Consider the following 11,920-nt stretch of genomic DNA (forward strand, 5'->3'; position numbering starts at 1 on the left):
AGTTGTGCGCGGGATGCGTCGAATGGATGTGGCAGGGTGGAGCGAGCCGTCCGCCCCGACTGCCTTTCGGGGCGGGCGGCCGTCTGTGGGGAGCGCCCGGCGGGCGCTCCGGTGTGTCAGTCCCGGCCCGGTGGCAGCAGCTTCCGCAGCCGCTCGGGCAGGGTGACCGCGGGCACGACGGTCACGGTGCGGCCGCCGGGGAGCGGCACCCGCAGCGGCAGGCGCAGCCGGCTTCCGCCCGCGAAGGGGGCGCCGACGGCCGCGACGGCACCGAGCGCGGCGCCCACCGGGACGGCGTAGCGCAGCGCGTTCGCCGGGTCGGCGGGAGTGGTGCCGAGGGCCGTGGTCTGCAGAGCCTTGCCGCCGCCGTACGAGGGCGCGCCGCTGGGCGTGGCGCTCGCGTCCGCGCCGGCCGGAGCCGCGGTGCCGTCCCCGGTGCCCCCGGTGGTGGCGCCGTCGCCCGTCGTCTCGTCCGAGCCGCCCAGGTCACCGGTGCCGCCGGCGGCGCCGCCGTCCGAGCCGCCCTCGTGCGAGGAGTGCCCGGTGTAGCGGACCAGGGCGTCGGCCGCCCGGTCGGTCCGGGCGCGCAGCCGCTGTGACAGCGGGGCGTAGCCGGCGGGCAGCCGGCCCGGGTCGGCGCCGCCGATCTGCCCGGCGCCGGCCGCGTACCGCAGCAGGGCCGCGTAGTCCTTGCGGGCGGACGCGTCGATCTCGCCGGGGCGCACCGCGGCGTAGACCAGCTGCGCGAGCGGGTAGGCACCCTTCTGGGTGACCTTGTCCGGGTTGATCTCCGCGACCCCGGAGCCGGAGGCGCCGGAGGCGGCCGCGGACAGCGACGCGGTGGTGGGGGCGACGAACGCCCCCGCCGCGTTGCGCAGCTTGGCGGTCTGCAGCCCGAAGCGGGTGGCGGAGGCCGAGTCGGTGACCGTGATCACGAACCGGGAGCCGACGGTCTGCGGCCCCGGGCTCTTGTAGGTGGGCGGGTCGGCCAGGGCGTCCCAGGTGGACTTCCACAGCGTGTCGGTACGCCGGGTGCGCAACGCGGCGTCGTGCATGTCCGTCACGTACGGGTGGAAGTCCGTCATGCACTGCAGGGCTTCCTTGGGCGCCCCCGTGCCCGGGGGGACCGTGCACCAGCGGTCGTTCTTCGGGTAGTTGTCGGTGCGGGTCGGGTCGAAGGCCGCGCCGCTCGGGTTCAGGTCCACGTTGGTGCTGTAGAACGGGTTGACGCGCATGCCCCAGTCGTCGGAGACACCGGCGAGGAACTGGCGGGCGTCCTTGTCGGACAGGACCCACTGCCACAGCGCACGGGCCGAGTCCGAGTGGCCGGCCGCGGTGAGCAGATCGGTGTCGGTGGCCGGGGTCTCGGCGACCGACAGTTCGGCGAACTCCGGGTTGAGCGCGATGAACTCGGGGTCGCTCGCCAGACCCGCCGGGTTGCTCTTCGCCCAGCCGTACCCGGCGGCCGTCTTGTCGCCGAGCACCGCTCCCCAGGGGGAGTTGCGGTAGGACTCGGTCAGCAGTTTGGCGACCAGGCGGGGTGTGAGGTCGATGGAGTCGACCATCGTGCCGGCGAGCTTGCGCACGCTGTCCGGCGCCCCCGCCTTGGGCCTGCGTTCGATGGTGAAGCCGATGACGGCCCCCGAGAGCGCGACCGGTGCGTAGGTCGTGGTGCCGGGCGGCGCCGTCGTGCCTTCGTCCGACCCGAGGGCCCTGGTGGTGAACGCGAGACCGTTGGTCCCGTCCGTGCCGATCCGCTGACGGGCGTCGGGCTCACCGAGCTGGGTGTAGCCGTACACCCGGCCGGCCGGGCACAGCGCCGTCTGCCAGCTGGTCATGGCGTCGGCGGCGAGCTCGCTGCCGATGGTGGGGCGCTCCTCGGAGCCGAGGGCGCAGTTGGTGCCGACCGCGTTGAAGTGGAGCGGGATCGCGATGCGGTTGTGCCAGTTGGTCGAGGAGACGGGGGAGCCCGCGTTCACCTGGCTCTGGTCGGCGTACGGCTTGCCGTCGAGGTCCAGATGGCCCTGCGGGACGATCACCAGCCAGCAGGAGCGGGGCCTGGTGACGCCGTTGTGGGTGACCGGGATGCCGCAGCCCAGGTGCGGGGCCTCGTTGGCGGTCTGCACCTCGACGTACTCGTGTCCCCTGCCATCGGCACCGGTGCGGGCGAAGTCGACCTCGTTGGTGGTGTTGCGGTTGAAGAACTGGTTGTTCTGGGTGTCGCTGGTGACGACCGTGCCGTCGACGGACTTGAAGGGCACCTCGCCCTGGCCGAAGGGGTTGCCCGCCCCGTACCGGTCGTCGTCGCCGTAGTTGGTGGGGTCGGCGTTGTAGGTGATCTGGCGCGTGTCGTCGCGGTCGTTGCCCGGCCAGTTGTCCCGTCCGGTGACCGGGGAGCCGCCGAACTGGCACTGGGTGCGCGGCGGACCGGGGTTGGACGGGACGGTGCCGTCGTCGTCGCCCCAGCACTGCATGATCTGCACGAAGTCGGTGTTGAACCGCGTGCCCGCGAAGGTGGTCGGGGTGCCGCCCGACCAGGAGACGGTGACCGCCTGGCTGGTGAGGTGGGTGGTCTGGTCGACCGTGAACCTCATGTCCTTGAACTCGCCGCGCCCGGCGACGGTGACGGCGGAGCCGTTGGAGGCCGCGGCGGTGGCGGGCGGGGCCGCCTGCGCCACGGCGAATCCGGCGAGGGCGCCGACGGCCGCTCCCGCGACCAGGCGCACGAGCGCGTTGCGCAGTCGTCTCATCGTCCGTCCCCGTCCGTGAGGCGGCCGTCCCGGGTGCCGGTGCGCGAGGCGATCGCGCGGGAGACCACGGAGGGCAGCAGAACCAGTCCGAGCAGCAGGAACGCGGCGAGCAGCATCAGGGTCTGGGTGCCGGTCCAGCCGTGCCTCCCGGCCACCGAGACAGGCTGGGCGAGGGCGACGGTGCCGCCCGCGACCGTGCTGCCGCCGGCCACCGCCGATGTTCCGTCCGCCGCTACGGTCTGCCCCGTGTCGGGGTCGACGGACGGCTGCGCGCTGTCACCGGAGCCGCCGGACGTACCACCGCCCGCGGCGCTGCCGCCACCCGAGGTGCCGCCGCCCGTGACCGAGCCGCCGTTCGAGCCGCCGCCGTTCGAGCCGCCCGAACCCGCGGACCCGCTGCCGCCCTTGGCGCCCCCGCTGCCCGTGGTGCAGGGCGGAGCGCCCTTCTTGTCACAGGCGGCCGGGTAGGGCGCGGTCTCGGCCAGCTTGTTGCGGCCGCTCGTGGTGAAGGTCGGGTTGTTGCAGCCGCGGATGTTGATGTTCTGCGCCTGCACTCCGGGGATGCGGCGGATCTGGTCGAAGCCCGCCTGCACCAGGTTGATCGGCAGCGGCGAGTAGCCGAGCTTGGGCGCCTGCTGCTGGCCCTGGCACATGAAGTAGTACGAGAAGGCGCCGAGCGTCCTGCCCTTGGCCTTGGTGAAGATGCCCTGCTCCTTGAGCGGCAGGATCATGTACGAGTAGCTGGACAGCGGGTAGTTGCGCTTGTCGGTGTCGTTGTAGACGCCCTCGAGCTGCTGGGTGAGGTAGTCCGGCGAGCTCTTGTTCGTGTTGATCTTGGCCTTGAGCAGCGACACCGCGACGTTCTGCGGGGTCGGCTCGGTGTAGTAGCCCGCGTGGTTGAGGACCTTCGCGACCGGATAGTGCTCGTTGAGCGCGTAGGAGTAGTTGACGTACCCGATCGCGCCCTGGCCGTAGTTCTGGGCCACGTAGCCGGCCACACCGAGGTCGCCGGACTGGGCGATCATTCCGGAGACGGTCGGGTAGTTCGAGGTCTGCCCGCAGGCGCCGGCACGGCCGACCCGCCGGCAGTAGTCCTGCCACAGGCCCTTGTGCTGGTCGGCCATCCACATCGTGAACTGGGCCGTGGAACCCGAGCCGTCGGAGCGGACCACGGGGACGATGGCGCGGTGCGGCAGTTGCAGGCCCGGGTTGTCGGCCTTGATCACCGGATCGTCCCAGGTTTTGACGACCCCGGTGAAGATCTTGGTGACCACGTCGCCGGAGAGCCGCAGGTTGGTGATCCGCTTGCCGCCCGCGGTCAGGTGGTACATGAAGACGGTGCCACCGGCCACGATCGGCATGTAGGCGTAGGAGCCCGCGCCCGGCCGCTCGGCCGCCGAGCCGTCGGTCGGGTGGGTCTGGAACGGGATGTCCGAGACCGCGAAGTCGACCGTGCCGCTGAGGAACTGACGCCGGCCGTCGGAGGAGCCGTTGCCGGCGTAGCTGATCCGCATGCCGTACTGGTTGACGGCGCGGCGCCATTCGTCGATGGCGTTCTCGGCCCAGGTGGAGCCGGCTCCGGCGATGGGGGTGTAGCCCCCGCCGGCGGCGGCCGCGGGCGCGGTCAGCGGGCCGCCCAGCAGCCCGACGATCATGGCGAGCAGTGCACCGAGGATCCCCGGCGCGCGCAGGCGGCGCAGAAGAAGAGGCAGGTGACGGCGCATCAGTGGGTCTCTCCGGGCTTCTGTCCGGGGTCCTCGTCGGTGGTGGACCCGGTAGGTCGGTCGAACGGGGCGGCTTGCGGATCGGCCTCGAACAACGTGAGGCCGGGGGCGTGCAGTTCGGCGAACCGGGCGGTGTCGCGGCGGGAGGCGCGGGCCGTACGCCGCGCCTGTCGGCGGGTCTGATGCCCGGGGCCGCGCCCGCCGATCACCCGGGCGATCGCGAAGAGCACCAGGACCAGCGCCATCAGGACGGCCGCCGCACCGAAGCCGCGGGCGATCATGGTGGGCTGCGGCGACTTGACAAAGTTGAAGACGGCGAGCGGCAGCGAGATCATCGGCCCGCTCGTCGGATCGGCGTTCAGCGCCGCGGTGAAGCCCGCGGTGAGCAGCACGGGTGAGGTCTCGCCGATGCCGCGTGCGGTGCCGAGGATGACGGCGGTGGCGAGTCCGGAGCGCGCCGTCGGCAGGACGACGTGCCACACGGTCCGCCAGCGCGGCGCCCCGAGCGCCTCCGCGGCCTCGGTCAGATTGCCCGGGACCAGCCGGAGCACCACGTCCGCGGCGCGGATCACGATCGGCAGCATCATCACGCTGATCGCGAAGGCGGCCGCGAGGCCCGACTTCTGCATGCCGAGGATGAGGATCCAGGTGGCGTACACCATCAGGCCGGCCACGATCGACGGCAGCGCGGTCATCGCCTCGACGATGGTCCGTACGAACCGGGAGAAGCGGCCCGGGATCTGGTTGAGGTAGACCGCGCAGGTCAGGCCGAGCGGGACCGTGATCGCCAGGGCGATGGTGATCATGATGAGGCTGCCGAGCATCGCGTGGAGGATGCCGCCGTGGGTGAGCGGGTCGAGCGGACCCGACGCCTGCATGTCCTGGGTGAAGAAGTTGCCGTGCGGCAGCGCCTCGCGGCCGCGCCAGGCGGTGAAGCCGACGACCAGGGCCAGCCCCGAGAACAGCAGCGTGGCCGCCGTCCACAGCACCACGGTCATCACCCGGTCGCGGACCGCCTGGCCGTCCTCCTCCAGGCCGGTGAGCACGGCGTAGACGGCGAGGAAGGCGAGGTACGCGGTGACCGTGAAACCCAGCACTCCCGAGAAGGGGGCGAGTTCCCCGAACAGCAGCACCGTGAGGCAGAACCCCGAGACGGCGGCGCCGGTCAGCGACAGCACACCCGAGCGGGTCGGGCCGCCGATGCGCCGGGGACGGTCCGGGAGTTCGGCGGCTTCCGGAGCGGCCGGGGCCTCGACCGGTGCGGTCGTGGTCTCTTCTACGACGGTCATCTCATGCCTCGCTCTGCGCGCCGGACCGGGAGCGGGCCACGATGGAGGAGGCGGTGAAGTTGACCGCCAGCGTGAGCAGGAACAGCGCCAGGCCCGCCGCCATCAGCGCCGACATGCCGAAGGTGGAGGCGTCGCCGTAGTGCAGGGCGATCAGCGAGGACACCGAGTTGGAGCCGGTCTGCAGGATGTGCGGCTGGATCACGAAGACCGGGGAGATGATCAGGTACACCGCGATCGTCTCGCCCAGCGCCCGGCCGAGCCCCAGCATCGTGCCGCCGATGATGCCGCCCTTGCCGTACGGCAGGACGACCGAGCGGATCATCCCCCAGCGCGTGGCGCCCAGTGCGTACGCGCCCTCGCGCTCTCCCGCCGGCGCCTGGGTGAACACCTCCCGCATCACCGAGCACTGGATCGGCGCCACCATCAGTGCGACGACGATCCCGGCGACGAAGGTGGAGGCGGTGTAGACGCTCTCGGAGGCCAGCGGTTCGCCCGGCTGGGTGCCGTCCACCGTGAACAGCGGGATCCAGCCGAACCAGTCGGACAGCCAGCGCGACAGCCCGATCACGTGCTGCTGGAGGAAGAACAGCCCCCACAGTCCGTACACCACCGACGGGACGGCGGCCATCAGGTCGACCATCGTGACGAGGGTGCGGCGCAGCGGGCGCGGCGCCACGTCCGAGATGAACAGCGCGGTCCCGACGGCCAGCGGCACGGAGAGCGCCACCGCGACGGCCGCGATCAGCACGGTGCCGGTGAGCACCGCCGCGATGCCGAAGTGGTGGACGTCGGGCTGCCATTCGGCGGTGGTGAGGAACGAGAATCCCGTGGCGCGCAGGGCCTGGGCGGCCCTGAGCAGCAGGAAGAGTCCGACCGCCGCCATGATCGCCAGGACGACGACTCCCGTGGCCGTCAGCTGAAGGCGGAAGATCCGGTCACCCAGTCCCCGGGCCGCTCGCGGCCGGCGGGGCGCCGGTCTGTCGGACTCCGATCCGTCGGACTCCGGTCGGTCCGAATCCGTTCGGTCGGACTCATGGTGCGTGGCCGCCACGTGTGGTCCCCCCACTGTGGAAACAGAACTCCCCGCGCGTGGCCGGATGGCACCGCGCGGGGAGATTCAATGGCCGGATCATGGCGGTCCAGCGCGTGAGATGTGGACAACCTGTGAATGCCACATGGCTGTTCCGTACGCGAGTTGTGCGGATTTCGAGGTGACGGGCGTCCTAACCCGCGGCCACGTCCTGCCCGGCCGCCGCCACGTCCTGGTCCGCCGGCCCCGAATCCAGCCGGTCCACGTCCCGTGCCGTCCCCGAGACACCCGACAGAAAGCCCTGTGCGCGCGGTGACGCGTTCTCCGTCAGCCACGCCGGATCGATGTCGCACACCGACACCCGCACCTCCGTGCCGACCAGGGCCAGCGGCAGGGTGTGGACGACCGTGGAGGGGAAGCTGAGGACCGTCCGGCCGATGGGTCCGCGGCGGGCGATCAGCTCCAGGGGGAGGTCCGGGCGCACCACCTCCAGACCGGTCTCGACCGCCAGAGTGTGGAGTTTCTCCGTGCTCTCCCGGCGGTGCGCGAAGTAGCGCCGGGCGCCGTGCGCCTTGGCCAGGACCTGGACCGCGTCCAGGTAGCGCCGGCTGTCCACCACGCCCGTCTCGACGAGAGAGGTGCCGACCAGGTCCGCGCCCTTGGTGATGCGGGGCGGACCGAACCGCGCCCGGGTCCAGGAGAACTCGTTCGCCGTGACGGTGACCCCGAGCGGGGTCTCCTCGATCGGCATCGACGAGAAGACCTCCACCGTGCGCCGCCCGCTCGGCGTCAGTCGGCGGCGCGCCGACGACGACACCGGCGCGAGCATCAGCTCACGCACACCCCGTCTGCCGCCCTTGCGGTGCCAGCGCACCAGGCGCTCGCCGCGGGCGAGTTGGGTGACGAACTCCATCGTCGCCGTGCCGTCGTCCACGACCACCAGGTCACGCGCCCGGCTCATCATCAGCAGGAGCTGGACGTAGCGGGAGAAGGGATCCCCCATCACCACCCGGTGCGCGCGGCGCAGCAGCGGGAGGAGGCCGCCGATCGTCTGGAAGGGCGCGGTCGCACCGCCCCGCGCCTCCTCCCAGCGCACCTCGTAACCCTCGTCGCGGGCCAGCTCCGCCATACGGCGCAGCTGGCCGCGCGTCATCGGGTCGTTGGGGGACAGCACCACGAGGGTGAGCACGTCACCCTCGGTGGTACCCGCCGTTCCCGGGCCGTCCGCCGGCGTACGCCCCGCTATGGACCGCCTGCCCCCCTGTGTGGGGATCGCCGCCGCCTGTCCGGGCACACCGCTCCCCGTGCTGCGGAGCGCGTGCGCATGGGCCCACTCCAGCACGTTGAGGAGCTGTACGGGGCTCTCGACAAAGGCGAGCGTGCGGTGGCCGGCGGATCCGGCGCGAGGGCTCATCGGCGTACGACCGTCCCCTTATGTGCTCAGACCTGGACCGGCTCACCGGCGGCCGCGGCGATCTCCGCCTCCGCGACCACACCCGCGACACGGCGCAGCTTCTTCATCGGGCCGAGCTCGGAGTCGTAGACCTTCTTCACACCGTCACCCAGCGACGACTCGATGATGCGGATGTCGCGGACCAGGCGCTGCAGGCCCTGCGGCTCGACGGAAGCGGCCTGGTCGGAGCCCCACATGGCGCGGTCGAGGGTGATGTGACGCTCGACGAAGGTCGCCCCGAGCGCGACCGCGGCGAGGGTGGTCTGCAGACCGGTCTCGTGGCCGGAGTAGCCGATCGGGACGTTCGGGTACTCGCTCTGCAGCGTGTTGATCACGCGCAGGTTCAGCTCCTCGGCCTTCGCCGGGTAGGTGGACGTGGCGTGGCACAGCAGGATGTTGTCCGAGCCGAGGACCTCGACCGCGTGGCGGATCTGCTTCGGGGTCGACATGCCGGTGGACAGGATGACGGTGCGGCCGGTGGCGCGCAGGGCGCGGAGCAGCTCGTCGTCGGTCAGGGAGGCGGAGGCCACCTTGTGCGCCGGGACGTCGAACTTCTCAAGGAAGGCGACGGCCTCGGTGTCCCACGGGGACGCGAACCAGGCGATGCCCTTCTCCTTGCAGTACTCGTCGATCTGACGGTACTCGTCCTCACCGAACTCCACGCGGTGGCGGTAGTCGATGTAGGTCATCCGGCCCCAGGGGGTGTCGCGCTCGATGTCCCACTGGTCGCGCGGGGTGCAGATCTCCGGGGTGCGCTTCTGGAACTTGACGGCGTCGCAGCCGGCCTCGGCGGCCACGTCGATCAGCTTGAAGGCGTTCTCCAGCTCACCGTTGTGGTTGATGCCGATCTCGCCGCAGATGTACACGGGGTGACCGGGACCGGCGGTACGCGTACCGAACTGACGCAGACGGGAGTTGGTGCTCATGGCAGGGAGATTCCTTACTTGTCGAGGGAGTCGAGAGAGGGGCCGAGGATCCAGCTGGCGATCTCTCGGATCGCGCCGTCGCCGCCGGGTACGGTGGTGACCGCGCGTGCGGCGCCGCGCACGACGTCGTGGGCGCTCGCGACCGCCACGGGCCAGCCGACGAGGCCGAAACACGGGAGGTCGTTGACGTCGTTGCCGACGTAGAGCACGCGCTCAGGCGCGATGCCCTGCTCCTCGCACCACTGCTTCAGTGCGAGGTCCTTCCGGTCGATGCCGTGCAGGACCGGGATCTTCAGCTTCCGGGCCCTGGCGGCGACGACCGGGTTCTGCTCCGTGGACAGGATGAGCATCGTCAGACCGCTCTTGCGCAGTGCGGCGATGCCGAGCCCGTCCCCGCGGTGCACGGAGACGAACTCGCGTCCGTCGGAGTCGATCAGCACCCTGTCGTCGGTCTGGGTGCCGTCGAAGTCGAGTACGACCGCGTCGATGTCGGCGCGGGTCGGAAGGGCGCCGGGCCGGGACGCGTCGAACAGCGGCGCGAGGGCCCGGGCGCGGGCCAGCTCGTGCGGGTCGTCGATCTCCAGCACGCGAGCCGGGTCGGTGCGCACGAGGTCGGTGCGGCCGAAGAAGCGGTGCCGGTGCTCGCGCAGTCCGGCCGCGTCCATGGCGTAGGCGGCGCCGGTCTCCAGCAGGTCCTGCGGGCGGTCCTGGCGGCGCGGCCGGAAGGACTTGTCGTGGTTGATGCCGTAGCCGCCGCGGGTGACCCGGGAGGCGGCGACCTTGGTGCCGCCACCCAGCTCACCGGTGCGCTGCGCGCCGATGACCGGCGCGGGCTCGTCCTCCGCGTCGCGCCAGACGAAGCCGTGGAAGGGGGCCACGGTCAGGGCCGTGTCCGCACCCTTCTCGACCACCGCGGCGGCCACCCCGTCGACGTCCTCGCGCAGGAGGAACGGGCTCGTGCACTGGACCAGCAGCACCACGTCGACCGGCGAGCCGTGCAGCGCCTCGTGCGCGTCCATGGCGTGCAGGACGGCGTCCTCGGAGGTGGCGGTGTCACCGGCGATCGCGGCCGGGCGCAGCACGACCTCGGCACCGGCCTCACGGGCGGCGGTGGCGATCGCCTCGTCGTCGGTGGAGACCACGACATCGGTCACGAGACGGGCGGCCAGGCACTCGCGCACCGCGCGGGCCACCAGCGGCACGCCGCCGACCGGCGCCAGGTTCTTCGCGGGCACACCCTTGGAGCCGCCGCGCGCGGGGATCACCGCGAGCACACGGCGAACCGACGCCGTCTGTCCCGCTTCCGGGTTGGACATGGGCTGTACTCCTTGAGGTCCTTGGCGTGGGATGCGCTCGCTCACAGCTCGCCCATTCGCCGAATCACGGGGGCCACGCGCTGGACTCCGTGGCGGTAGGCACCGCGGGCCGCGCGGCGGACGATCTGGCGTACCGGGCCGGCCGGCTTGTCGGCGGCGGGTGCGCCGGGCAGCGGACTGCCGTCCGGGGCGAGGTGGTGGCGTGCGAGGACGCCGGGCAGATAGCCGGGCGCGGTGACGGGGGTGTAGTAGGGCCGCAGCGGCGGGAGTTCATCGGCGGCGAGCAGCGTGCCGATGCGCAGCCGCGCCTCGTCGAAGGCGGTGGCGTACGACCCTGCCCCGGAGGCGGAATCCCCGGCGGCCACACCCTGCCGTGCGACCCATTCCGGATCCGGCGCCGGCTCGTGCCCGGCGTCGAGCTGGTCCCAGGAGGCGAGGCACCCGGAGCCCACGAAGTGGTGGTTGCCGAGCCCCTCGCGCACCCCGAGGTCGGTGAGAACGACGGTGGGGATCCGGCGGTGCAGGGACTCCAGGGCGGCCGTCGAGCTGATGGTGACCAGCAGGTCCGTGTGGTCGAGGACCTCGCCCATGTTCCCGTACACCAGGCGGAAGTTGGCCGGCAGGTCCTGCCGCTGGGCCAGCTTCTGGTAGGGCAGTTCCTCGATGTGCGTGGTGTGTTCACCCGGCTTGGAGCGCAGCTTGAGCAGCACCTCGCGCTCGGGGTGCCGACGCGCGTGCTCGACCAGCCGGTCCAGCAGGTACGTGCGGTCCTTGCGGCTCTCGGGCACGGAGGGCTGCGCCGCGAAGACGACCGTGTAGGGGTCCTTCTTCTCGTACGGCGCCCCGCCCAGGAAGGGCAGCGCGACCTCGGTCACCGACGAGGCGTCGGCGCCCACTCCCTCGTACACCGCGCGGAAGCGCTCCGCGTCCTGCCGGGAGTTGGCGAGGACGAGGTCCGCGCCGTGGCGCAGCAGCAGACCGTCGGCGAGCTTCTCGTAGACGACACCGACGTAGCCGGTGACGACGACGGGCCGCCGTGCGCGTCCCTGCCAGGCGTGGGCGAGACCGTGCAGCATCGCCTGGACACCGCCGCCGACGAGGGCGAGCACGAGGACGTCGTAGGTCTCCTTCGCCATCTCGCGCAGGAACTCGACACCGGTGACCTCGCGCAGGGAGTCCGCCTGGACGCCGACCTCGCCGAGTTGGCGCACGGTGGGAGTGGCGCGTCCGCGCAGCAGAAAACCGTCCAGGACCGGCGCGGCTTGCGCGTCGGCCTGCTGCCCCGCTTCCATGGACGGACCCGCAGTGAGGCGGCTCGCGGTCAGCGCACCCCATTTCCACCGGGTGTCGGAGTCCGCGAGTACGGCAATCCGCGGGAGCTTCGTAGTACTTGCTGGCACGCTCCAGACGCTAGGAAGCAATTCCTAGGTAC

At 71.8% G+C, this 11,920-nt stretch carries 8 protein-coding genes; all 8 read right to left on the bottom strand.

Features of this window, described 5'->3' with window-relative positions; genetic code table 11:
- Positions 1–116 precede the first annotated feature (116 nt).
- Entirely contained in the window at positions 117–2,750 is a 2,634-nt protein-coding gene (locus tag RCR19_RS14670) for a hypothetical protein (protein WP_331265565.1), read from the bottom strand.
- Entirely contained in the window at positions 2,747–4,474 is a 1,728-nt protein-coding gene (gene pstS, locus RCR19_RS14675) for a phosphate ABC transporter substrate-binding protein PstS (RefSeq protein WP_331265566.1), read from the bottom strand. The genes RCR19_RS14670 and pstS overlap by 4 nt, the downstream gene beginning before the upstream one ends.
- On the bottom strand, positions 4,474–5,763 hold the full coding sequence (gene pstA / locus RCR19_RS14680; RefSeq protein ID WP_331265567.1) for a phosphate ABC transporter permease PstA: 1,290 nt from the start codon (positions 5,761–5,763) through the stop codon (positions 4,474–4,476). The genes pstS and pstA overlap by 1 nt, the downstream gene beginning before the upstream one ends.
- 1 nt (position 5,764) lies before the next feature.
- Positions 5,765–6,829 carry a phosphate ABC transporter permease subunit PstC gene (pstC, locus tag RCR19_RS14685; protein WP_331265568.1) on the bottom strand — a complete coding sequence of 355 codons (1,065 nt, stop codon included), beginning with the start codon at positions 6,827–6,829 and terminating at the stop codon, positions 5,765–5,767.
- A 157-nt stretch (positions 6,830–6,986) separates the two neighbouring features.
- Positions 6,987–8,207 (bottom strand): hypothetical protein, encoded by a 1,221-nt coding sequence (locus RCR19_RS14690; RefSeq protein WP_331265569.1) that lies wholly within the window; start codon positions 8,205–8,207, stop codon positions 6,987–6,989.
- Between the two features lie 26 nt (positions 8,208–8,233).
- Positions 8,234–9,172 carry an N-acetylneuraminate synthase family protein gene (locus RCR19_RS14695; RefSeq protein ID WP_331265570.1) on the bottom strand — a complete coding sequence of 313 codons (939 nt, stop codon included), beginning with the start codon at positions 9,170–9,172 and terminating at the stop codon, positions 8,234–8,236.
- A 14-nt stretch (positions 9,173–9,186) separates the two neighbouring features.
- The gene (locus tag RCR19_RS14700; RefSeq protein WP_331265571.1) at positions 9,187–10,488 is read right to left on the bottom strand and encodes an N-acylneuraminate cytidylyltransferase; all 1,302 of its coding nucleotides are present in this window, start codon (positions 10,486–10,488) and stop codon (positions 9,187–9,189) included.
- 41 nt (positions 10,489–10,529) lie between these two features.
- Complete coding sequence (locus RCR19_RS14705) at positions 10,530–11,888, bottom strand: DUF6716 putative glycosyltransferase (protein ID WP_331265572.1); 1,359 nt, start codon at positions 11,886–11,888, stop codon at positions 10,530–10,532.
- Positions 11,889–11,920 lie beyond the last annotated feature (32 nt).

Source organism: Streptomyces sp. WAC07094, assembly GCF_036320405.1.
Classification (GTDB): domain Bacteria; phylum Actinomycetota; class Actinomycetes; order Streptomycetales; family Streptomycetaceae; genus Streptomyces; species Streptomyces lannensis.

Coding starts and splice junctions, on each gene's coding strand:
- RCR19_RS14670 (WP_331265565.1), bottom strand. CDS start 2,750: ATGAGACGACTGCGCAACGCGCTCGTGCGCCTGGTCGCGGGAGCGGCC.
- pstS (WP_331265566.1), bottom strand. CDS start 4,474: ATGCGCCGTCACCTGCCTCTTCTTCTGCGCCGCCTGCGCGCGCCGGGG.
- pstA (WP_331265567.1), bottom strand. CDS start 5,763: ATGACCGTCGTAGAAGAGACCACGACCGCACCGGTCGAGGCCCCGGCC.
- RCR19_RS14690 (WP_331265569.1), bottom strand. CDS start 8,207: ATGAGCCCTCGCGCCGGATCCGCCGGCCACCGCACGCTCGCCTTTGTC.
- RCR19_RS14695 (WP_331265570.1), bottom strand. CDS start 9,172: ATGAGCACCAACTCCCGTCTGCGTCAGTTCGGTACGCGTACCGCCGGT.
- RCR19_RS14700 (WP_331265571.1), bottom strand. CDS start 10,488: ATGTCCAACCCGGAAGCGGGACAGACGGCGTCGGTTCGCCGTGTGCTC.